23 protein-coding genes and 1 pseudogene are annotated in these 21,674 nt (G+C 36.1%); 8 read left to right on the top strand and 16 right to left on the bottom strand.

Features of this window, described 5'->3' with window-relative positions:
- Positions 1-825 precede the first annotated feature (825 nt).
- Positions 826-1,410 (top strand): biotin transporter BioY, encoded by a 585-nt coding sequence (locus DS745_RS10205; protein ID WP_129078149.1) that lies wholly within the window; start codon positions 826-828, stop codon positions 1,408-1,410.
- Between the two features lie 40 nt (positions 1,411-1,450).
- Here the strand turns inward: DS745_RS10205 and DS745_RS10200 are convergent, their stop codons facing one another.
- From DS745_RS10200 to DS745_RS10175, 6 genes are all read right to left on the bottom strand, one after another.
- Positions 1,451-2,080 carry a hypothetical protein gene (locus tag DS745_RS10200; RefSeq protein ID WP_129078148.1) on the bottom strand — a complete coding sequence of 210 codons (630 nt, stop codon included), beginning with the start codon at positions 2,078-2,080 and terminating at the stop codon, positions 1,451-1,453.
- 155 nt (positions 2,081-2,235) lie between these two features.
- The gene (locus DS745_RS10195; protein ID WP_129078147.1) at positions 2,236-3,558 is read right to left on the bottom strand and encodes a Na+/H+ antiporter family protein; all 1,323 of its coding nucleotides are present in this window, start codon (positions 3,556-3,558) and stop codon (positions 2,236-2,238) included.
- A gap of 154 nt (positions 3,559-3,712) precedes the next feature.
- Positions 3,713-4,768, bottom strand: a complete 1,056-nt coding sequence (locus DS745_RS10190; RefSeq protein WP_129078146.1) for a DctP family TRAP transporter solute-binding subunit — start codon at positions 4,766-4,768, stop codon at positions 3,713-3,715.
- A gap of 47 nt (positions 4,769-4,815) precedes the next feature.
- Positions 4,816-6,090 carry a TRAP transporter large permease gene (locus tag DS745_RS10185; RefSeq protein ID WP_129078145.1) on the bottom strand — a complete coding sequence of 425 codons (1,275 nt, stop codon included), beginning with the start codon at positions 6,088-6,090 and terminating at the stop codon, positions 4,816-4,818.
- Between the two features lie 33 nt (positions 6,091-6,123).
- A complete protein-coding gene (locus DS745_RS10180) occupies positions 6,124-6,621 on the bottom strand; it encodes a TRAP transporter small permease (protein WP_241657779.1) in 498 nt (165 codons plus the stop codon).
- Positions 6,622-6,970: 349 nt separating this feature from the next.
- Positions 6,971-8,458, bottom strand: a complete 1,488-nt coding sequence (locus DS745_RS10175; protein ID WP_421721812.1) for a leucyl aminopeptidase — start codon at positions 8,456-8,458, stop codon at positions 6,971-6,973.
- A 271-nt stretch (positions 8,459-8,729) separates the two neighbouring features.
- Between DS745_RS10175 and DS745_RS10170 the strand changes: the two genes are divergently transcribed.
- On the top strand, positions 8,730-9,206 hold the full coding sequence (locus DS745_RS10170; RefSeq protein ID WP_129078142.1) for a divergent PAP2 family protein: 477 nt from the start codon (positions 8,730-8,732) through the stop codon (positions 9,204-9,206).
- A gap of 92 nt (positions 9,207-9,298) precedes the next feature.
- Entirely contained in the window at positions 9,299-10,060 is a 762-nt protein-coding gene (locus DS745_RS10165) for a cobalamin-binding protein (protein WP_129078141.1), read from the top strand.
- Positions 10,061-10,101: 41 nt separating this feature from the next.
- Here the strand turns inward: DS745_RS10165 and DS745_RS10160 are convergent, their stop codons facing one another.
- Complete coding sequence (locus tag DS745_RS10160; RefSeq protein ID WP_129078140.1) at positions 10,102-10,818, bottom strand: 3D domain-containing protein; 717 nt, start codon at positions 10,816-10,818, stop codon at positions 10,102-10,104.
- A 216-nt stretch (positions 10,819-11,034) separates the two neighbouring features.
- Between DS745_RS10160 and DS745_RS10155 the strand changes: the two genes are divergently transcribed.
- Positions 11,035-11,352, top strand: coding sequence for a YuiB family protein (locus tag DS745_RS10155; RefSeq protein ID WP_129078159.1), 318 nt, complete (start codon positions 11,035-11,037; stop codon positions 11,350-11,352).
- Between the two features lie 68 nt (positions 11,353-11,420).
- Here the strand turns inward: DS745_RS10155 and DS745_RS24575 are convergent, their stop codons facing one another.
- From DS745_RS24575 to DS745_RS10145, 3 genes are all read right to left on the bottom strand, one after another.
- On the bottom strand, positions 11,421-11,555 hold the full coding sequence (locus tag DS745_RS24575) for a YuiA family protein (protein WP_161568229.1): 135 nt from the start codon (positions 11,553-11,555) through the stop codon (positions 11,421-11,423).
- A 141-nt stretch (positions 11,556-11,696) separates the two neighbouring features.
- On the bottom strand, positions 11,697-12,173 hold the full coding sequence (locus tag DS745_RS10150; protein WP_129078139.1) for an NUDIX hydrolase: 477 nt from the start codon (positions 12,171-12,173) through the stop codon (positions 11,697-11,699).
- Positions 12,174-12,362: 189 nt separating this feature from the next.
- Positions 12,363-13,577 (bottom strand): NAD(P)/FAD-dependent oxidoreductase, encoded by a 1,215-nt coding sequence (locus tag DS745_RS10145; protein WP_129078138.1) that lies wholly within the window; start codon positions 13,575-13,577, stop codon positions 12,363-12,365.
- A gap of 556 nt (positions 13,578-14,133) precedes the next feature.
- On the opposite strand from DS745_RS10145, the gene DS745_RS10140 reads away from it, so the two are divergent.
- Positions 14,134-15,144, top strand: coding sequence for an NAD(P)/FAD-dependent oxidoreductase (locus tag DS745_RS10140; protein ID WP_129078137.1), 1,011 nt, complete (start codon positions 14,134-14,136; stop codon positions 15,142-15,144).
- A 123-nt stretch (positions 15,145-15,267) separates the two neighbouring features.
- On the opposite strand, the gene DS745_RS10135 is transcribed toward DS745_RS10140, so the two are convergent.
- Positions 15,268-15,627: a HesB/IscA family protein gene (locus DS745_RS10135; protein ID WP_129078136.1), complete on the bottom strand. Its 360-nt coding sequence runs from the start codon at positions 15,625-15,627 to the stop codon at positions 15,268-15,270.
- Positions 15,628-15,970: 343 nt separating this feature from the next.
- A complete protein-coding gene (locus DS745_RS10130; protein ID WP_129078135.1) occupies positions 15,971-16,135 on the bottom strand; it encodes an aspartyl-phosphate phosphatase Spo0E family protein in 165 nt (54 codons plus the stop codon).
- Positions 16,136-16,444: 309 nt separating this feature from the next.
- On the opposite strand from DS745_RS10130, the gene mqnE reads away from it, so the two are divergent.
- Complete coding sequence (gene mqnE / locus DS745_RS10125) at positions 16,445-17,512, top strand: aminofutalosine synthase MqnE (protein ID WP_421721813.1); 1,068 nt, start codon at positions 16,445-16,447, stop codon at positions 17,510-17,512.
- 239 nt (positions 17,513-17,751) lie between these two features.
- Here mqnE and dapF read toward each other — a convergent pair whose 3' ends face one another.
- The 3 genes from dapF to DS745_RS10110 all read right to left on the bottom strand — a co-directional run bounded on the left by dapF (position 17,752) and on the right by DS745_RS10110 (position 19,383).
- Positions 17,752-18,597: a diaminopimelate epimerase gene (gene dapF / locus DS745_RS10120; protein WP_129078133.1), complete on the bottom strand. Its 846-nt coding sequence runs from the start codon at positions 18,595-18,597 to the stop codon at positions 17,752-17,754.
- A gap of 20 nt (positions 18,598-18,617) precedes the next feature.
- The gene (locus DS745_RS10115) at positions 18,618-18,851 is read right to left on the bottom strand and encodes a hypothetical protein (RefSeq protein WP_129078132.1); all 234 of its coding nucleotides are present in this window, start codon (positions 18,849-18,851) and stop codon (positions 18,618-18,620) included.
- Positions 18,852-19,146: 295 nt separating this feature from the next.
- Positions 19,147-19,383, bottom strand: coding sequence for a YuzB family protein (locus tag DS745_RS10110; RefSeq protein WP_196121234.1), 237 nt, complete (start codon positions 19,381-19,383; stop codon positions 19,147-19,149).
- A gap of 241 nt (positions 19,384-19,624) precedes the next feature.
- On the opposite strand from DS745_RS10110, the gene DS745_RS10105 reads away from it, so the two are divergent.
- On the top strand, positions 19,625-20,695 hold the full coding sequence (locus tag DS745_RS10105; RefSeq protein ID WP_129078130.1) for an NAD(P)/FAD-dependent oxidoreductase: 1,071 nt from the start codon (positions 19,625-19,627) through the stop codon (positions 20,693-20,695).
- Positions 20,696-20,741: 46 nt separating this feature from the next.
- Here DS745_RS10105 and DS745_RS10100 read toward each other — a convergent pair whose 3' ends face one another.
- Positions 20,742-21,050, bottom strand: a complete 309-nt coding sequence (locus DS745_RS10100; RefSeq protein WP_129078129.1) for a YuzD family protein — start codon at positions 21,048-21,050, stop codon at positions 20,742-20,744.
- A gap of 116 nt (positions 21,051-21,166) precedes the next feature.
- Here DS745_RS10100 and DS745_RS10095 point away from each other — a divergent pair.
- Positions 21,167-21,460: pseudogene (locus DS745_RS10095) on the top strand (NifU family protein).
- Positions 21,461-21,674 lie beyond the last annotated feature (214 nt).

The raw sequence follows: 21,674 nt of genomic DNA, 5'->3' as shown, positions 1-21,674 counted from the left end.
CGTTCGTCCTGAGCCAGGATCAAACTCTCCATAAAAGTGTTTGATATAGCTCAAAAATAATAATTCATTGACGAGATATTTACTATCTCTTTAATTCGCTTGGCTGTGTGTTCAGTTTTCAAAGAACAATACGTTACTCGTGAAAGCAACAAGAATTTAATATTACCACAATCAACACGTTAGTGTCAATCGTTTTTTAAATATTATTTTCACGCCGCTCGCAGCGACATTTATTAATATATCACAATAACTTGTGTTTGACAAGAACTTTTCAAAAATATTTTTTGTCACATTGTGTCGTTCTTGCCTGACAGAAATTTATTCTACCTTGTTTTCCATCTCTCGTCAATACGAAATATTGTTTTTTGGGGCTTACCTTTAAAAAAGTCACCGCTCTTAAACCTTTTATCATCAGTTCCCCACTGAATAGCTTTTTCTGTTTTTGTTAAAATCGAACAATGGATATATGCTTCTTCTATTATTAACATCATCCATCTTTGTGCGTGAGGGTGCCTCTTTATATGTTCAATAATAGAAGCATCTTTTATTACTACATCTAGTTCTTCTCATTCACAAATCCTCGCTTTTCCATTAACGTCCAGTTCTCTCTCACCAAGGGATCCAAATTTAAAATTCAAATAATCTCCTCCTACAACTCTTCTTCTCCATATCATAAATGATCTAGATAGTTGGTTTTCAAATGAAATTAGAAGAATATATGTCAAAAACGCCCCTTATGTTAACTCAACAAATATTTTAGTTGACAATCATTTTTCTGTTTTTTATGATAAATGTAAACTTACATACTAGAAAGGTTGATATTTAATGAAGAAACAACGATTTCGCGCTATTGACATTACTTATGTTGCCATGTTTGCTGCACTAATGGCCATTGGAGCTAACGCAACTTCATTCATCACAATCGGGCCAGTGCCGCTTACTCTTCAAACATTCTTTGCTATTCTTGCAGGAGCTTTGTTAGGCTCTCGATTAGGAAGTATGTCAATGATAGTCTATACATTAGTTGGACTAGTGGGTGCCCCTGTTTTTGCACAAATGACCGGGACTGCTATTATCACAAAGTCGACATTTGGTTTTGTTCTATCATTTATCATAGTTGCTTATGTAACAGGGAAAATTGTTGAAGCTAAAGGGAAACCTACTTTACCAACTTTCTTTATCGCTTGCTTTGTCGGTCTCGTCCTTAATTATGTCATTGGGACTACTTATATGTTTTTTGCTCTAAAATATTTCTTAGGTATGGGAGAACTTACATATGTAGAGGCTTGGAGTTGGATGGTCCTCTTCCTTTATAAGGATTTAGCAGTTACAGTCTTAGCAGCAATCCTTTGCCCTAAAGTTTATAAGGCAGTTAATAAATCTACTCAAGTAACAAAATCGGCAGCATAAGCACAAAAAGGTCTATCGTCTGTTATAAACGATAGACCTTTTACATTCCATGTGACCGAATATCGAAATGATCAAGAAGATATTTTCCATCATTGTAAATAAAAATAAGTGAAAAACTAATTTCGTCATTCGGCGGGTAGCCAAATCTGGCATATTGATGATGCTCAACTAAATAATCTCTAGCATCGTAAAATTCTACTTTTATTTCCTGTCCTTCAACTTTCACACGGTTTTTCTCCCTGGTAATCTCTAAGTTATCAAAGGGTATTAACCCTAAAGCGGGATTTAATATTGTATTTCTTACCGTATCGTAATAGTTTGTTGCTTTTTGATTTTTGGAAAAATCTCGAGTGTCACTGATATAGTCTTGATAGCGAGACTTATATACGTATAGTTCATCTAATTCATCAAACAAAGCATCAACCAATAAGGAAAACCCAGCATCAGTGACATTCTCACCCAAAAGCTCTGCCATATCCTCTTGTTTTGAATACGATCTGTTGTAGTAATAATCATCTTCCTGAGCATGATCTTTAAAAAGTTCTCCTACTAAAACGATGAGTTCGTAGTAGTTTTCTTTAAGCTCGTCCTCATAGACAATTTCCTTTCCTAATACAGTGGTTATGCATAGTAATAAGATTACCACAATCCAAACGACAATCTTCTTCACACCGTAACCCCCTTAATGTCTCTATTTATTAGACGTTCTTAGACAAAAAAAGTTTCATTATTTTATAAAAATTATTTACTTTTCTATTCCCTATTAATTTTTTTCTAAACAAAAACCCTTATCATTTAATGAAATGATAAGGATTGTTTCAATAGTTACAATATCATTGCCGCAATCCACCCAAACGCAATTAAAGGAAGGTTAAAATGTAAGAACGTAGGGACACATGTATCCCAAATATGGTTGTGTTGTCCATCAGCATTTAAACCAGCGGTAGGTCCTAGTGTGCTATCAGAGGCTGGGGATCCAGCATCCCCCAAAGCTGCAGCAGTTCCTATTAAGGCAATTGTCGCAAGAGGACTAAACCCAACAGCAAGTGCCAGCGGAACAAATAAGGTTGCAATGATTGGTATTGTCGAAAAGGAAGACCCAATCCCCATAGTAATAAACAAACCAACTAGCAACATTAGAATAGCAGCAATACCCTTTTGGTCTCCTATCAAACTAGCAGATTGTTCTACCAAGCTATCAACATGCCCTGTTTCCCTTATAACTGCTGCAAACCCTGATGCTGTAATCATCACAAAACCAATGAAGGCCATCATTTTCATACCGTCTGTTAGATAATTTTCTGCACTTTTTATGCTCACTTTCCCACTAAACAACAAAACGAACATGCCAGCCAAAGCACTAATAATCATTGATTTTGTTTCATATTGAACAACTAAAGCGATGATGATCGCTCCTATTGCAACAATGACCGCCCGTTTCGATACCGGCTCATGAGTAACTGCAACTTCTTCATTCATACTCACACTTTGGTACTCTCTTTTCTTACGATACGACCATAACACAGCCAGTAACAAACCAACGACCATTCCTACGGTTGGAATAAATAACGCTTTCGGGATATCAGACAGAGCTATTTCAAGCCCACTTTCTGCCATGTTGATTTGAATAATCTCATGAAAAATTAATCCAAAACCAGCTGGTATTAATATATAAGGGGCCTTTAACCCAAACGTAATAACAGTTGCTATTGCACGACGATCTATTTTCAACTCATTAAAAACCTGTAATAATGGCGGGATAAGAATAGGAATAAATGCAATATGAATTGGGATCAAATTTTGCGAAAAGCATGAAATAGTTAAAACAACGAGAATAAGTAACACTTTTGAAAGACTTCTTTTTCTACTTTCTCCTTCTCTACCTACAAGCTTTACCGCAAACTCCACAACTACATTTGGTAGACCGGTCTTTGAAATGGCTATAGCAAATCCACCAAGTAGAGCATAACTAAGAGCGACTGTAGCACTTCCACCTAGCCCTCCTGTAAAAATCTCAACCGTATCAACAATTGAAAAACCCGCTACAAGACCACCAATCATTGAACCAAGTATTAACGCAATCACTACGTGAACTCTAAGTAAACTCAGTATTAGCATAGCAAGTACTGCGATCAAAACTGAATTCATACATTTTTCCCCTTTTCTTCACTCTGATAAATTATTAAAGCGCTAAAACATTAATCATCCTACCACCCACTTATTATTATGTCAATATATTATATTCACCTAAAAAAAAAAAAAAAAAAATAGCTAGGCATACTCGCCTAGCTAGAATGTGACATTAATTTGTCGCTGCTTCGATTTCTTCTATTAACATCTCAAGGATTTTCTTTCCGTCCTCGCCAACTTCTCCGATAAAAAAGTCACGAACAGGAAGGGCTTTCTCTCTAAATGCTTCACGTTGTTCTACTGTCAACTCGATGACTTCCGTAGGATGACGATCGTTATTTTCAATCGCACCCAACAACTCATCATTCATTCTTTCTTGCATCTCATAAGCGACTGGTCGCATTTCTTCTACCGTTTCAAGGATTAAGTCTTGAATATCAGTTGGTAATGCAGCAAAGAAGTCCGTGTTTACTGTAGTCATTGCTACATAGATATTATGCTCAGAGATCATCATATAGTCTTGAACTTCATGGAATTTGGCATCTTCAATAAAGAAGATTGGATTCTCTTGTCCTTGAACAACCCCCTGTTGAAGACTCGTATACAATTCTCCCCAGCTTAATTCTTGAGGATCTGCGCCATATGCTTCATAAGAACGAAGAATTAGTGGAGACGTTTGTGTTCTCATTTTAAATCCTTGGAAATCCTCAGGTGTTGTCAACGGTCGATCACCAGTCCACTGCATAGCTCCTTCTGTCCAATAAGCAAGTGGTTTAATGTTGAATTGCTCATATTTTTCAGTAAGGTGCACATTTAAGGCTTCACTTTCATCTAGAATTTGTTGATTTAGTCTCATATCATCCGTAAACAAGAAGTGTAAGGCAAACAGCTGACCTTCACTTACCATTGTACCGGTAAACCCTGGCGAAACAATTGCAAATTCAACTCCGCCACTTTGTAATAATTCGACTTGGTTAACTTCACTTCCTAACCCACCAAACTCGTAAACTTCCATGTTAATTCTACCATCAGATTTTTCGTGGAGTCGTTCGGCAAATTCAGCTGCGTATTCATATTGCACTTGACCTTGTTGTTCTTCGGTTACAAATTTCCAATTATATGTTTCTTCTCCGTCTCCTCCGGTAGCATCAGAGCCACACGCTACTAATAGAATACTAAGTAAAAATGTCGAGACAATCAGTAAATATTGCTTTCTTTTCAAAATCATCAAATACCCCCATAATTTTTTATTTACACCGGTAAACCGGTAGTAATCTAGAATAAGTAACGATAAAATAACGAAATTTCTTCAAACAAAATCACTAAAATTGCCACAATAATTAACATGACAATATAAGGAGGTGTGCCCCTTATCACATCTAGGTACGACCGGTTGAATACGGCACTAGCAGTAAAGATATCAACACCAAATGGTGGAGTTGCCGAACCTAAGGCAGCTTGGAATGTTATTACTACTCCTAAATGAACCGGATCGACACCCGCCGCCATCGCTACTGGGTAAAAGATTGGCGTTAAGATTAAAATAACGACAATTGGATCAACAAACATACATCCAATAAAAAAGAAAATAGCAACGATGAGTAAGACATTAAGCGCTGTTGGATCTGCAGGTAAGACAGCACCTGTGACTAGTTGTGGAATTCTTGCATAAGAAATTACCCAAGAAAACGCCTGTCCTCCAGCAACAAGAACAAATACCGCTGACGTGACTAAACCTGTAGATAATGCAATCCTCGGGACATCAACTATTTTTATAGAACGAAAAACGAACAACTCTAGGATTAATGCATATAATACCGATATCCCTGCAGCTTCTGTCGGAGTAAAAACACCTGAATAAATGCCTCCTACGATAATGACAGGAAAACCTAACGGGAAGAGAGCTTTCTTTGTAAAGCGTAAACGCTCGACCCACGTTGATTTATCTGCAAGAGGAATATTGTAACGTTTTGCATGGAAGTAGCTATACACGGCAAAAAACAAAAATATGAGTATCCCTGGCCCGATTCCAGCAATAAACAAATCACCTACGGACGTACCAGAGACGACCGCATAGACGATCATTCCAATACTAGGCGGTATTAACAACGCGATATCGCTAGCGTTAATAATTAGAGCAATGGCGTGTGAGTCTTTATAGCCAACCGATAGTAATCTTTGGCGCATCGGCTTTCCAATTGCCACAACTGTCGCCTGAGTAGAACCAGATATCGATCCAAACAACGTACAAGCGGCTGCCGTCGTAATAGCAAATCCACCTCTAATATGACCTATAAACGAACCAACAAAATCTAATAGCCGTTTCGATGTTTGTCCTGTAGACATGATATCTGCCGCAAAGATAAACAGCGGAACCGCTAATAGAACATACCCACTAATTCCTTCCATCATCTGCTGAATCATAAAAATAGGGTCTATATTCGGAAAAAATATGAGTAAAACCACTAAAGGCGCAGCAATTAACGGGATCATCATCGGAAAACCTAGCAACAGCAGTACAACCATAATAATTAGTAATGTAGCTACCATATAAGTGATCCTCTCTATGAAGTTTTATCAATATTAAACCTGTTCTGAAAAATCTTTCTTATCTGTTGCAATATACACCTCCTCTTCTTTAATGTTAATCCACATATTTCTCAAGAATTGAATGGCTCCTAAGGTTAGACCAACAGGTATAAATGCTACTAAGAAATACGCAGGTACTTGAAGAGCGGTGGTTACTCGACCCATATCCTTAATCCAAACAGCGTACTGAAAAGCAAAGTGTGCCAAGATTAATAAAACAACTGCCGTAACAAAGGAAATGATGATAGCTAGAACTTTCTTTACCTTCTTAGGTGCTAAATCGAAGAAGGCACTCATCCGTATATGCCTGCCTTTCCTTGCGGCATAACTAATTCCCATGAAAGTTGCGATAATGACGGCAAATTGACTTACCTCTGCCGCAAATGACCAACTCTTAATTGGTAATGCCCTAGTGATGACATTTCCGACGACCATAACTGCTATTAATATGATTGAATAGCTTAAAATGAACGTTTCAACCTTCATTAACATTCGGTCAAGCCTTTTGATGAGTTTCAGACGAATCCCCCCCTTTCCGTACTATTCACCCCTGTTTAGTATGTTTAAAGTCTAACAAACTAGTCAACTAGGCTTCCACTTCCAAAAATGTGAGAAGAAATTTACTACATAAATCTGTGTTTCCATATTACCCCAATAAAAAATAATGCTCAAACCCGGAAAATCTTTATATCTTTGGATATTAAATGGTAAACCCTTACTACACCATCTGATATTTCATATATGGAAAGATACTCCAGAGTACTTCCATATCCTTACCTATGTATAGATTTCGCCAAAATAAAAACTGGTTCAACATAAGAACCAGTTTTTTTAACACATCTTAGAAATTTTTTGCTAACGTTGCAAGGGTACGAACCATTGCTCCTGTTCCACCTTTTGGACCGAATTCACTGTCACTTCTTGACCAAGCTGTACCTGCGATATCTAAATGAACCCATGGCGTATCTTCAGCAAATTCACCAATAAACAAACCTGCAGTAATACTACCACCTTCACGCCCTGGCGAGTTATTTAAATCTGCAACGTCACTTGAGCGAAGCATTTCTTTATAAGGATCGAAGTTAGGAAGTCTCCATAAATATTCTCCAGCTTCTCCAGCTGCTAACAACACATCCTCCATTAACTCTTCATCGTTAGTAATAGCTCCAGTTGTAACTCCAGCTAACGCAACAATTACAGCACCCGTTAATGTTGCAACGTCTACGATATAATCAGCACCTAATTGCTTTGCATACGTAACGGCATCCGCTAAAATTAAACGACCTTCAGCATCTGTATTACGAACCTCAATTGTTCTACCGCTTAATGATGTAATAACATCACCAGGCTTTAAGGCACTACCATTAATTAAGTTTTCAGTCGAAGGAATCACAGCCATGACATTTACCTCTGGCTTTAATGAACCGATTACTTCCATTGCACCTAATACTGCTGCCGCTCCACCCATATCCATTTTCATTTCATGCATATTTAATGCAGGCTTAATGGAAATACCGCCAGCATCAAACGTTAAACCTTTCCCGACGAAACTTAACACGTTTTCCCATTTCTCTTTGCCACGGTATTTAAGAACAATCATTTTCGGAGGTTGGTCAGAACCATTAGCTACAGCCAATAGAGCACCCATTCCTAATTTCTCCATTTCATCTCTTTCAAGAACTGAATACTCCATTCCATATCGGTCTGCAATTTCTTTCGCTCTCGCAGCTAAGTTCGTTGGAGTCATGTAGTTTCCTGGTGCATTAACAAGAGCGCGTGCAACATTGGTCCCTGCACTATAAGTAGCCCCAACGAAAAGTGCTTCTTCTACCATATCCGTGTCAAGATTGGTATAAACGACTACTTTTTCAATTGATTTTTGATCTTCTTGTTTCAACTTGTATGTTTCAGTTCGATAGCTGGTCAATCCAATTGCTTCAGCTAAGGCTTTGGCAAAACGCTCTCCATCTGCTTCTTCCGTCAAGAACGAATCAAGAGCTACCGCTACTTCCTCTACACCATCTTTTAGCAACGTTTTCGAAACAACTGCAAATGCTTCACGAACTTTTTCAAACGTTACTTCACTTTTCTTACCAAGACCAACAAAATATACAGTCTTCGCATCTAAATTTCCTAACGTATGTATTTTGTTAACTTTTTTAAAACCGGTAGATAATTGCTTGTCAGCTAGCAATTCTACAATATATCCATCTAATTTTTTATCAATTTCTTTTACTAATCCTTCAGGTTTTTTATCGTCAGCAAAAAGGCCAACGACAATTGCCCCTATCTTCTTCTCAAGAATATGCCCATCTTTTACTTTAAACAAATGACTCCACTCCTCTTTTTTTTCAGAATAATCTTCCATTTATTATTATAACTTGTTCATTGTTTTATTTCGAGCATCTAATATTTATCCAGAAATAAATATTTCTGTTATAATGTAAACAACTTTTTAAGTTTTAACTAAAGAGATTTCTTTCCAACAGAAAAAAATTTTATGTATGAGAAAAATAGGGTATGAAAAATAATATAGCAACGTACATCCGAAACAGGTACAATAATTATATCCCTTGATTTATCTTAGAAAGGATGCACTTATGGAATTACTAACAAATTTCCCATTATGGGCAGCACTACTTGCAATTGGATTTGCTCAATTTATAAAAGTACCACTTCAATACATTGCCTCAAAAAAATTCGATTGGTCGCTATTAACTAGTACGGGTGGAATGCCTAGTTCTCATTCAGCGGCAGTAACTGCACTTGCGACAGCTATTGCAATCGAGGAAGGGCTAGGATCACCATTCTTTGCAATTTCAGCTATTTTTGGTGTGATCGTTATGTTTGATGCATCAGGAGTTAGACGACATGCCGGTGAACAAGCGACAGTGCTTAATCGATTAGTGGAGGATTTTAACAAACTGGTTATTGAAGTAAAAACTTGGCCGAAAAAAGAGGAAAACCAAAAGCAAAAAGAGTTAAAAGAATTGTTAGGTCACCAGCCTATTGAAGTGTTTTTTGGCGGTTTAACAGGTATTTTATTAACATTATTTATACACTTTATTGTTCTTTAATTATATAATGAAAAATAACAACTGCGACATGATCCATCAACAGATGACATCATGTCGTTTTCAATTTAGGCTAATTCAAGAGGAGGATTTTCATGAGAATTATTTCAATATGCCCTAGTAACACAGAGTTACTAGCTTATTTAGGGTTAACAGACCAAATTGTCGCAGTTGATGACTTTTCAAATTGGCCAGAAGAAATCAATCAGCTACCAAGATTAGGGCCGGATTTGAACATTGATATGGATAAGCTTGAATTACTAGCACCAGACATCGTTCTTGCCTCACTTAGTGTTCCAGGAATGGAGCGTAATGTCGAACAATTAGTGGCGAGAAATATACCTCATATCGTTCTTAATCCAAATTCATTAGAAGATATTTATGAAGATCTTTTACTCGTTGGAGAAAAAACAAACATCACTACAGAGGCAAAGAAACGAGCTGAAGAGTTTAAAAACGAGATCGACCTTCTAAGAGCCAAAAACAAACAAGCTAATAAAGGGTCTATTTATTGGGAATGGTGGCCAAAACCTATTTTCACTCCTGGAAAAACAAATTGGTTAACAGAAGTAAGTGAAATTGTCGGTGGAGAAAATTGTTTTTCTATCTATGATAAACCAAGCGTACAAGTCACTTGGGAAGAAGTAATAGAAAGAAATCCTGACCATATCTGTATGGTTTGGGTAGGTGTGAAAGAAAATCGTATGAATTTAGCTGCCATCACCAAACGCGAGCGTTCAAATGAAATTAATGCAGTAAAAGAAAACAACCTCTACATACTAGAAGAAGCGCTTTTTTGCCGCCCTTCACCCCGACTGATTGAAGGCATAAGGAAGCTATCAGAAACATTAAATTAAACGCAAAAGTGTGAGACCGTTTACCGGGCCTCACACTTTTGTTATTTTGCGAAGGACAGTTGTCGACGGAATACTTGAACTGCTTCTGCTTCGTTTAAGCTTTGCAACTCTTCATTCGTTAAGCGACCATTCCCTCTTTCTACGATATAAACTTCTACTTCTTTTTTACCCCACTGTTGGAACACATCCTGGACAGTCTCATAATAAAGGTCTATTTTATTTCCCTTAATTGCAGAACCAGTGTCCGCTACTACTCCATATCCATAACCAGGAATAAAAAGGATTGATCCTATTGGAAACACTCTAGTATCAGCTGCAATTGTAGAATACAAATCTCGTTTTACAGTTACTCCTGATTTCGTTATTCCATACTGCGGATGCCCTGGTCGTTTTCCAGTTGACTCGAAACCAGCAGTATATCCTGTGGCCACTACCCTATGGGATGGATATTGACTCCAATCAATCGCTTCTTCTAAAGTTAGCGGTTCCGACTCGACCACTTCTGCGCTGCTCATCATTTTTGGTTGATTACTAAACATTGGTAAACTTCTAAATCTCATGGTAAATCTTTTTAATCCTGCATCAAAGCCATTTCTATCTTCCACATAAGTATTGGCAAAAGGATCGTTATCAAAAATCCACCAATTTGAAAGTTGCTTTGCACTAACGCCTGAGATCGATTCGAAAGTTGTTAATAAAGCTAGACTAAATAAACATATCATTACTACTCGTCTAAAAATCGTTTTAACGATTTCCATTTATCTTCACTCCTCTCACTGAGTAATCTTCTCCAAAAAAAAGAAGAATTATTCATAGAAAGGATAAAAAAGTTAACTTTTCTAAATATTTCGTAAAAAGAGAGAAAGATTAATTCACATTTTACAATTTGACGAAATGTCACTGTATTAAGTAAACTTGTCTTAGTGTGCTTACCTAATAAGGTTTATGTGTATAATTTGGAGGTGAAATTCTTGATTAGTATTCCACAATTAATTATTTCTATATTATTATTCTTAGTATTGTTTTTCGGAATCGGATTTCTAATAAATATGTTGCTGAGATCGACTTGGTTTATGGCAGTAGTCTACCCGCTTGTTGTTATTCGTATTGTAGATGATGTTAGAATATTTGAGTATATTACAGCACCTGCTACTTCTTTCTCAGCATTAGGATCAAAATTAATATCCCTCCACATAGCTGATATCACAATCTTACTATCTGGATTAGCAGGAGCAATTCTTGCAGGTGTTGCGAATAGAGTTCTAAGATCAAAAGGATATAGAATGTTTTAAAAACCAAAAATGTACCCTTTAGTAGAGTACTGCAACCTCTTTTGCAGTACTCTCTAGGGTACATTTTTTTATTTATCGTGTTTATCTTTTTCACCTGTTCCTTGGCAACAATCACATGTTTCAGAGCCACCTAATAATAATTGAAAATATCCTTTCCCAGCACAATACGGACAATCATTAATACCTAGCTTAATTTTTACCATTTAGGATCGCCCTCCTCAATATTCTTGTAAGTAAATATAACAAGAATAACTGAAGTTTGGAAAGGTTCATTTTCAACCATATTAATGCATTAAAGCGCTATCATTTTCACTTCTCTTAAATTTTCTGATTATTTTGAAGTTTTAATAAAATATCTTGTAACTTGAGTATTGGAATATATCCCCAGGATTAGGTTCGAGAGTTTTAAATGATTTTTCTTCTAGCTGCTTTAAGAATAAATGAACCATCATCGATGTATTAGGATCCGCTTCCAGCTGTTCTTTTGACAAATACTCAGCGGCTTCTATTTCACCTTCTTGGACTTCCAAGCTTCCACCTGTTTCTTCTAATAAAAAGACAATCATGTTATCACTAATCGTTTCATTAATAACACCAGTCCGAATCCCAACAATATCTTTTACCCTCGTCAAAACACCAGTTTCTTCTGCAACCTCTCTAACAGCTGCCTCGTCAACAGTTTCACCTTCATGGACAAAACCCGCAGGTATGGACCAAAGCCCTTTTAGCCCACCATACTTCTTTTTAACAACGAGCCACTTACCCTCTTTTATAACGATACCTGCAGCAGCTAGCCAAATATTGCTTCGATCCTTCTTCACGTAGAATATCTCCTTTCTTTGTTCAATGTCTTAATTATACTCTATCCATTTTTATTTATGGGCTCCAAAATAGTATTTTTGTCTAACTAATGCTACACAATCTTGGTTCAAGATGAGTATAGTATTAAAAAATCAAGCTCTAAAATAGCAAAAGAGCTAATTCATAAGAATTAGCTCAGCACTGTTAAATTATGAAAATAAATTAAGCTTTCCTTTTTTCACAACCAAAGGTAGACCACCTAAAAGGTAAAGGTAACGATTGTCGATAATTTTCTTCATTGTGGAAGCAGATCCACCGTATAACTTTTTCGTACCAACAATCCCAATTGCTTCTCCTCCACCTAGTGAGGCTACTGTTCCTTTAATGTCAGGTTTGAATTCTTCTAGTTCAGAACTTCCAGAAAGTAACGCCTTTACGTTTTTCGAAACTGTATATGATTGTTGAATAGCAATTTGAGCTGTTGGAGGGTAAGGACGGTTAATTTCTTCATTAATGATTAATGCACAGTCACCAATGATAAATACATCATCATGTCCTGGTGCTCTCATATCTTTCTCAACTTTAATTCTGCCACGCATTGTTTCGAAGCCTGATTTGTCTAGGATAGAACTTCCGCGAACACCAGTTGTCCAAACAATTGTTTTCGATTTAATTTCATCACCAGTCGCCAATATTACACCATCTTTTGTTACTTCTTTAATTGGTGTGCTGATCTTGAATTCTACACCACGGCTTTCTAATAAGCTCATCGCATAGTCTACAAGCTCAGGATCAAATCCTGGTAATGCTGTAGGGGCAGCCTCTACACTTAAGATTTTAACCTTGCTGCGATCGATGTCATATTCTTTACAAAGCTCAGGAATTCTTTCTGTTAACTCACCGACAAATTCGATTCCTGTAAAGCCTGCACCTGCAACGATAAACGTTAAATAGTCATCATGTTTAACTTCAGAGTTATTATAAGAAGCAAACATGTACTCAATATGTTCACGAATTTGACGAACTGAGTTTACACTGCGAATTGAAAATGCATGTTCTTCAACACCTGGGATACCAAATGTCTCAGGCTCAGAGCCTAAACCGATCACTAAATAATCGTACTCAAGTTCTCCATGGCCTTCTAAAATAACCTTTTTGTCTGAAGCTTTAATTTCTACAACAACATCTTTAATAAATTTTACTTTATTTGTATCAATTACACTGTCAATGCGCATTCTTGTACGGTCATGATGTAAAGTTCCTGCAGCAGGCTCATGTAACCAAGTTGTTTGATAGTGGTAATTGTGCTTATTAACTAAAATAATTTCCGCATCGTTGTATCCTAGTTGCTTTGAGAGTCTGGAAGCTGTCATCATTCCACCGTAACCCGCACCTAAAATTAAGATTCTTGGTTTTCTTTTCATTTCTCAATCACTCCATTTTTAATTTTTACGCATGGGCTAGGTAACTTTATTTTCTCCTGTTAAGAGAGAACCTAAGCAAGAGTTTTTTACCATTCAGTTTGTGAAAACATTCACTTATTAAACCGAACAAAAAGATTGTGAATACATTCACTAACTCTCGCAAAAAAAAGTTACGTACCTGTTTCTCTTTTTTTTATACGTATCGATAAATATTGTCAAAGAAAATTCACATTTCCCTTCTTGATATTATAATATGTCCTAAGGGAGAAAAAATCAACAGTTTTATTGGAACTTTTAATACTTTTTTGGCATTAATATATTTATATAGTAGTCATAGGGGAAAATAATCGATAGATCCTGCTCTTTTTGGAAAGACTTACGGGGGTATTCTTTTTTTTACAATGCAACAATACTGAATAATCAATAGTTGTGTCTGAATATAGTTAGAATTTTTTGATTTGTATCACTAATTTCTGTTTTTCACTTTCTTTTATATCGCTTTACCTTTATAATATTCATAATGATGCATCATTAAAACTATCTGGGGGTGTTAAGCTTGGTTCAAGACACAAATGTATACGATATTACAATAATCGGTGGCGGTCCTGTTGGTATTTTCACTGCTTTTTATGCTGGCATGAGACAAGCGTCTGTAAAAATTATTGAAGCAATGCCACAACTTGGGGGACAACTTTCCGCATTGTATCCAGAGAAATACATATATGATGTAGCCGGATTCCCAAAGGTTCGTGCTCAAGAATTAGTTGATAAATTGGTCGAGCAAGCAAATCAATTCAACCCAACAGTCGCTTTAGGTCAAACAGTTGAAGGCGTTGAAAAGATTGAAAAAGACGGAAACAGTATTTTTCAACTAACAACTAATAAAGGTTTACATTATTCTAAAACAATAATTATAACTGCTGGTGTTGGTGCATTCCAACCACGTCGAATTGATAATGAAGGTGCTGACAGATACGAAGGTAATAATCTTCACTATTTTGTTAAAGACCTTAATGTTTTTGCTGGCGAAAAAGTATTGCTAAGCGGTGGTGGTGACTCTGCCGTTGACTGGGCATTAATGCTTGAAAACATTGCTGAGGAAGTCACAATCATCCACCGTCGTAATGAATTCAGAGCTCATGAACATAGTGTTGATCTATTAATGAATTCTGAAAAAATTAAGGTGAAAACGCCTTACACGATTTCAGAGCTATATGGTGATGATGAAAAAATTAAGCAAGTAAAAATTAGCGAAGTCCGCGGTGATAAAGAAGAAACAATTAACGTTGACTCTGTGATTGTTAACTTCGGTTTCGTATCTGCTTTAGGCCCAATTAAAAACTGGAACTTAGAAATTCAGAAAAACTGTGTACTTGTTAACTCAAAAATGGAAACGAATATTCCTGGTATTTATGCAGCTGGTGACATTGCTACTTACGAAGGTCGCTTAAAGCTAATTGCTACTGGCTTTGGTGAAGCACCGATTGCTGTTAACAGTGCAAAAGGCTACATTGATCCTGAAACTGCTAAGGCTCATGCTCATAGTACAAGTATGTTCCCTCAATAAGGACATAGACACAATTTTATACATCACAAAAAGACTAAGTCAATACTTAGTCTTTTTTGTTGTTAAAGTGTTCACAATTTCGGTAGTAAAAAAACTCCAATTAAGGAGGTTTTTTACTATCTATTAACAATCGCCTGGTGTTCCAGCATTTTCTTTTGTTCTAAATGACGTTCCACAACCACATGATGCAATTGCATTAGGGTTGTCGATGGTGAAGCCCCCACCCATCATGTTTTGTTTAAAGTCAATCTGAACTCCCTCTAACATTGGAGAGCTTTCTTTATCGACAATCACTTCAACACCATGAAAATTCAAGTGGACATCATCCTCTTTTACATCCGCATCAAAGCCCATACCATAAGACAGGCCACTACAGCCCCCGCCTTTTACACCAATACGAAGAAATAGCTTTTGTCCTTCTGTTTGCTGCTCAGCAAGCATTTCTTTCACCTTTTGTGCTGCCACTTCTGAAATTGATAACATATTAATTCCTCCTTTTTTAAGGTTCAACTACAAATAATCTATTTTTATTTTAGGCTCTTTTCGTAAACACCGTTGCTTTTTACCCAAAAATAATCGGGAAAATACCCTAAATGAAGATATCAGCCAATAAATTAAGTAAGAAAAGAGCAATGCTTACTAAATTAGAGGTGAATTCTTAGTATTTTGTGTAAAAATCCGGTTTTTGGGATTTTTACGAAAGCAACAAACTTTGCGAAAAAAGGCTTATTTTAAAATATTTATATCCCTTATAATTAGAGTATACAAACTCATTAAAAAAAGCACAAGAAAACAACATTCTTGGGCTTTTGGATTACTATATTTTTTACACTTTTTGTTTTAGTATACAATTATGTTTTTCATCAATTTTTTGACTATACCATAACACTTTTGGGTGATTAATACCGTACATGAGAGCAGTAGCAATCATCTTTTCTCTTAGCTCTTCTATTTGTTGTAAATAATCCTCCTGCTGCCCGTCTCTTTCCATCTGTCACCCCTACCCTCTCTGCTTGGTACAGCTTGTCATCTATATGTTACCTTTATATTAACGATTTTACAAAGATTTTACAAATACTTTCTTCTACAATTTTTGGTAAAAATAGAAATAAACCAATAATCTAGCAACATTATTATTTTACACTTGAAATAAGAAAATGATAATATAGAATAGTAGTTTTTTCGTTTACCGAAACAACAGTTATAACATATATTATTATTCATCAAAGATAAACTAAGTAAAATGATATACCATAGAACGGAGGAAAACACTTTGTCGATCATCACTCTAGATAAACAAATGCAAGAAATCGCAGAGAAAATTCAACACGGACAACGTCTTTCCATTGAAGATGGTCTTTATTTATTCGAGACACCTGATTTACTTTCAGTAGCCCAACTGGCTAATCAAGTAAACGAGAAGAAAAATGGTAATAATGTATACTTCATTGAAAATATGTATATTAATCCAACAAATGTTTGTGAAGCAACATGTAGCTTCTGCCACTTCAAGCGCAAAGATGGAGAAGAAGGTGCTTATACAATGAGTATGGACGAGCTTCTCCACTATGTTGAGCGTCGTTGGAACGATAATGTACGCGAATTCCACATTGTAGGTGGCCATAATGATCTTGTACCTTTTGATTATTACTTAGATACAATCCGTACTCTTAAGAAGCATTATCCAAATTGTACAATCAAAGCTTATACAGGGGCTGAAATTGAATTTTTCAGTCGCATTTCAGGATTATCAATGGAAGATGTTCTAAAAGAGTTAATTAAAGCTGGTCTTGATACAATGCCTGGTGGGGGAGCTGAGATCTTAACTGAGCGTTATCGCTTAAAGATGAGCCCAGACAAAGCTTCAACTGACCAATGGCTTGAAGCACATGAAATTGCTCATGGTTTAGGCTTAAAAACTCATGCGACGATGCTTTACGGATCAATTGAAACAATGGAAGAGCGATTAATTCATATGGATCGCCTTCGTCAGCTTCAAGACAAAACAAATGGCTATATGGTATTTATTCCATTAGCTGTGCAACCAAAAAGTGTTAACGCAAGTATTAAACGTCGTACATCTGCGTTTGATGATATGCGTACCTTAGCCATTAGCCGCTTAATGCTAGATAATTTTGACCATATTAAAGCCTATTGGATCAATATTGGTGTTCAATTAACACAGATGGCATTAACATTTGGTTCAAGTGACATCCATGGTACCTTAATTGAAGAGCGTATCTCCCACTCTGCTGGTGCAGTTACATCTCAAGGAATTACAAGAGACGAATTAATTCACCTTATTAAAGGTGCAGGTAAAAAACCAGTTGAACGAGATACATTCTATAATGTGATTAAAGAGTATTAAAAAAAGGCCCTTGGGCCTTTTTTTAATGTAGATTTAAGAATGTAAAATGGTGATGGCCTTGCTTCGCAGCTTCTCCCCAAAGGTTTTTCATTCATAATTCATAACTTTGTTTTTTTACACTCTACACTCTACATTTTTCTTTTAAATTCATAATTCATAATTCCTTCATTCTACATTCTACATTTTTCTTTTCAATTCATAATTCATAATTCACAATTCATAATTCTACATTCTACATTCTACATTAACTCACCACGACAAATATATTCAGCTGGTCCTGTCATTAATAGATTTCCACTCTCAGTCCAATTTATGATTAGGTCCCCACCTAACAAATGAACCGTGACGTCTATTCCTTTTTTACTGTGATTATTTAATATAGCTGCGACAACTGCAGCGCATGCGCCTGTCCCACATGCTTGAGTAATACCAGAACCACGTTCCCACACCCGGAAGTTTAGTTCTGTCTCGGAAACGACTTCAATAAATTCCACATTCACCCACTCTGGAAATTTTTCATGTTTTTCAATTTTAGGACCCATGGTTTCTACTGGTGCGTTTTCAATTTGATCGACAAAAATAATTGCATGAGGATTGCCCATTGATACCCCTGTCAAAGAAACTGTTTCTTCTCCAACTTGAAAAAGCTCATTTATCACGGTAGCATCTGCTTCTCCAAGCATTGGTAACTCACTTCGCTTTAGACGTGGTTCACCCATATCAACCGTTACTAGATGTACTTTACCTTCATCATCCAAATGAACTTCTGCTTGTACAAGGCCACCAAGTGTTTCAATTTGAAAGACTGTTTCTGTTACGATCTGGTGTTCATATACATACTTTGCTACACAACGAAGGCCATTCCCACAGTTTTTTGCTTCGGAACCATCATTATTAAATACTCTCATTTTCACAGGTGCAATGTCTGAAGGACAAATTAAAATCATTCCATCTGAACCAATTCCGGTGTTTACATTGGCTACTTTTACTGCTAATGGTGCTAGTTCTGTTTCTGAAAGCTTTTCTTCGAATAAATTAACATAAATATAGCAATTTCCTAGTCCATGCATTTTTGTAAACTTCATCTTTATCCCTCACCGATTATTTATTTTCTTAGACGCTCATCTGTCCAAAAGTAATCTTCATCTGCTTCAAGTATCGTCATTTTTTCTAGGCAACAAGGCATTATGAGATATGTTTTAATCCCTTCTCTTGCTCTTTCTATGTCCCCTTTTTTCATTGTTGTAAGAACATTTTCTTTACCACAATAAGGACAGTTATGAATATAGATGTCCTTTCCAGATATTTCGTACGGCCACGTATTTTGAAACGGGATCATCTTCTTGCCCCCTTAAGCTTTTTATCAGTTTATTACAATCTTTTTATTAATGAAAGCGTTGATATGTGCTAGTACTTAAAATAATAATAAAGCCCTTAGTTCATTATTAGACTAAGGGCTGTTCTTTAAAAAAGGCTGTTTTCGCAAAGTTTGTTGCTTTCGTAAAAATCCCAAAAGCCGGATTTTTACACAAAATACTAAGATTTCACCACTAATTTAGTAAGTATTGCTCTTTTCTTTAGGGTATTATCCTAATTTTTTTAAGGTAAAAGGCACAATGTTTACGAAAAGAGCCTTAAAAAACTAAGTTTTCTTCAATAAATGCATATATTTTTTTTACTAACTCTTCACTTGTCTCACCCGTGACCACTTCTCCGTTGACGAGTGCAAATTGACTTCTGGAGCATCTTCCACAGAAGCTCAAACAACCATATTCTATCACATCTAAATCAGGATCCTTTTCAAGGATCTCTAATGCTTTTTGACTACCACTAGCTAAGTTTGTTGCACAAAATTCTATGATTGGTCTCATCATTCTCACCTCTTAATAATTCAAATGTACATGCATCTTACATTGTTGTCAAACTTTTTAGGGATAATATATGACAAATATTTTGTCACAAAGTTGTTGTTTAAATGACATAAAGTTGTTAGAATTTAAAGTGGACATTTTCGATGAATATAATTAAACACCGTTAAAAACGTTTACAATGTGTATTTTTACCATTAATGGTTGTTTACAACATGAAAGAAACGTAAAGGGGAATAATGCTATGAAACATATCGTTATATTAGGTGGCGGCTATGGGGGATTAAGAATAATCCAAAAGTTGTTAGCAAGCAACAAACTCTCAGACTTTCGTATTACTTTAGTGGACAAAGTTCCTTATCACTGCTTAAAGACAGAATACTATGCTTTAGCTGCAGGAACAGAAGCTGATCAGCATCTGAGAGTAACTTTTCCGACTGATGAGAGACTAGATATCAAGTACGGAGATATAAAATCAGTTAATCTAAATGAAAAAACAGTTTCTTTTAAAAACTCAGAAGAAGAACTTGCATTCGATCAAGTTGTCATTGGCTTAGGCTGTGAAGATAAGTACCATGGTGTTCCTGGTGCTGCTGAACACACGTTAAGTATACAGACTATTAGAAAGGCACGAATGGCTTATCATAAAATCCAAGACGTTGGACCCGGCGGAACAGTTTCAATTGTTGGTGGCGGTTTAAGTGGCGTTGAGTTAGCAAGTGAGCTTCGTGAAAGTAGACCTGATCTTAAAGTAATTCTTTTTGACCGTGGGAAAACAATTCTTTCAATGTTTCCACCAAAGCTCCACCTTTATGTTCAAAAATGGCTTATCGACCATGGTGTTACGTTAGTTAACCAAGCAAATATTACAAAAGTTGAAGAAAATATTCTCTATAATCACGACGAACCTACTCATTCAGATGCGATAATCTGGACAGCTGGAATTCAGGCAAATGAAGTCGTTCGAAATTTAGATGTAGAAAAAGACTCAATGGGACGCGTCATTCTGACAAAACATCACCATATTGAAGGATATGAAGATATTTTTGTTGTAGGCGACTGTGCGGCATTAAATCATGCGCCAAGCGCCCAATTAGCTGAGGCACAAGGCGAACAAATTGTTATGATTATGGAAAGAATGCATAACAACGAGCCTCTTCCGGAAATGATGCCAAAAATTAAACTCAAAGGCGTCCTTGGCTCACTTGGGAAGAAACACGGGTTTGGAGTTATGGGTGATCGAACTCTATTAGGACGTGTTCCTCGTGTGTTAAAGTCTGGTGTGTTATGGATGTATAAATATCATACTGGTTGATAAGTAGTGTTAAAGCTTGAGGAAATGATCCTCAAGCTTTTTTGTGTTATTGTAACTGTTCTAGCTTTTTGTAAATATCAGGTAATCTCGGATTGCCTTCTGCTACAATTTCATCATTTATTACGACTACTGGGTAAAACAAGTCCTCTTCTACAATTCTTGTAGCCATCTCTTGTTCTGTATCATTTGCAGGTGCATGTAAATCAACATAAATATATTCATACTGATTTTCCGGAAATTTCCGATTTACTGCTGCCTCAATCCATTCGAAGGTTTCAGATGCAGATGGCAAATTTACACAACTCGCACACTTTACTTCTGCTCCATAAACATATATTTTTACAGGACTATTCACAAATATTCCTCCTGACAAAGTCACTTTTTCTTATAGTACCACACTATAAAATTAAATACACAATAAGTGCTTTTCCAGTAATCTAGAAAAGCTTGTGTAAATTTCAAAACAGATTCATGGATTTTTTTCATTATGGATATTATAATTGAAGAAGAACCACGAAAGGAGTGTTTTTAATGGCTGAAATGAAAGAACAAGTACAAGAAGTTTTAAATAAACTACGTCCATTCTTACAACGTGACGGAGGAGATGTTGAATTAGTAGACATCGACGAAGAAGGTATCGTTAAAGTTCGTTTAACTGGCGCTTGCGGATCTTGCCCAAGTTCTACTATCACGTTAAAAGCTGGTATCGAAAGAGCATTACTTGAAGAAGTACCAGGAGTAAAAGAAATCGAACAAGTATTTTAATTTACGTGTAAAAACCAGGTTCCATTAGGACCCTGGTTTTTCTTATGTTCCCGATTCAATTCATAATTCATAATTCATAATTCTTCACTCTACATTCTACATTTTTCTCTTCAATTCATAATTCATAATTCATAATTCATAATTTTGGTTTTTTAGATTTTACATTCTACATTCTACATTCTACATTTTACATTTTTCTCTTCAATTCATAATT

It is taken from the genome of Anaerobacillus alkaliphilus (assembly GCF_004116265.1).
GTDB lineage: Bacteria > Bacillota > Bacilli > Bacillales > Anaerobacillaceae > Anaerobacillus > Anaerobacillus alkaliphilus.
Note: the sequence above shows the minus strand (reverse complement) of the source record. Positions and strands in the feature narration are given on the sequence as shown.

Excerpts from the sequence above, each read along its gene's own strand:
- DS745_RS10110 (WP_196121234.1), bottom strand. The coding sequence starts at position 19,383 with ATGAGACCAATCATAGAATTTTGTGCAACAAACTTAGCTAGTGGTAGT.
- DS745_RS10185 (WP_129078145.1), bottom strand. The coding sequence starts at position 6,090 with ATGGTAGCTACATTACTAATTATTATGGTTGTACTGCTGTTGCTAGGT.
- DS745_RS10130 (WP_129078135.1), bottom strand. The coding sequence starts at position 16,135 with ATGGAAAGAGACGGGCAGCAGGAGGATTATTTACAACAAATAGAAGAG.
- DS745_RS10135 (WP_129078136.1), bottom strand. The coding sequence starts at position 15,627 with ATGTTATCAATTTCAGAAGTGGCAGCACAAAAGGTGAAAGAAATGCTT.
- DS745_RS10115 (WP_129078132.1), bottom strand. The coding sequence starts at position 18,851 with ATGATCCCGTTTCAAAATACGTGGCCGTACGAAATATCTGGAAAGGAC.
- DS745_RS10105 (WP_129078130.1), top strand. The coding sequence starts at position 19,625 with ATGAAACATATCGTTATATTAGGTGGCGGCTATGGGGGATTAAGAATA.
- DS745_RS10205 (WP_129078149.1), top strand. The coding sequence starts at position 826 with ATGAAGAAACAACGATTTCGCGCTATTGACATTACTTATGTTGCCATG.
- DS745_RS24575 (WP_161568229.1), bottom strand. The coding sequence starts at position 11,555 with ATGGTAAAAATTAAGCTAGGTATTAATGATTGTCCGTATTGTGCTGGG.
- DS745_RS10180 (WP_241657779.1), bottom strand. The coding sequence starts at position 6,621 with ATGTTAATGAAGGTTGAAACGTTCATTTTAAGCTATTCAATCATATTA.
- DS745_RS10195 (WP_129078147.1), bottom strand. The coding sequence starts at position 3,558 with ATGAATTCAGTTTTGATCGCAGTACTTGCTATGCTAATACTGAGTTTA.
- mqnE (WP_421721813.1), top strand. The coding sequence starts at position 16,445 with ATGCAAGAAATCGCAGAGAAAATTCAACACGGACAACGTCTTTCCATT.
- DS745_RS10160 (WP_129078140.1), bottom strand. The coding sequence starts at position 10,818 with ATGGAAATCGTTAAAACGATTTTTAGACGAGTAGTAATGATATGTTTA.
- DS745_RS10170 (WP_129078142.1), top strand. The coding sequence starts at position 8,730 with ATGGAATTACTAACAAATTTCCCATTATGGGCAGCACTACTTGCAATT.
- dapF (WP_129078133.1), bottom strand. The coding sequence starts at position 18,597 with ATGAAGTTTACAAAAATGCATGGACTAGGAAATTGCTATATTTATGTT.
- DS745_RS10190 (WP_129078146.1), bottom strand. The coding sequence starts at position 4,768 with ATGATTTTGAAAAGAAAGCAATATTTACTGATTGTCTCGACATTTTTA.
- DS745_RS10165 (WP_129078141.1), top strand. The coding sequence starts at position 9,299 with ATGAGAATTATTTCAATATGCCCTAGTAACACAGAGTTACTAGCTTAT.
- DS745_RS10145 (WP_129078138.1), bottom strand. The coding sequence starts at position 13,577 with ATGAAAAGAAAACCAAGAATCTTAATTTTAGGTGCGGGTTACGGTGGA.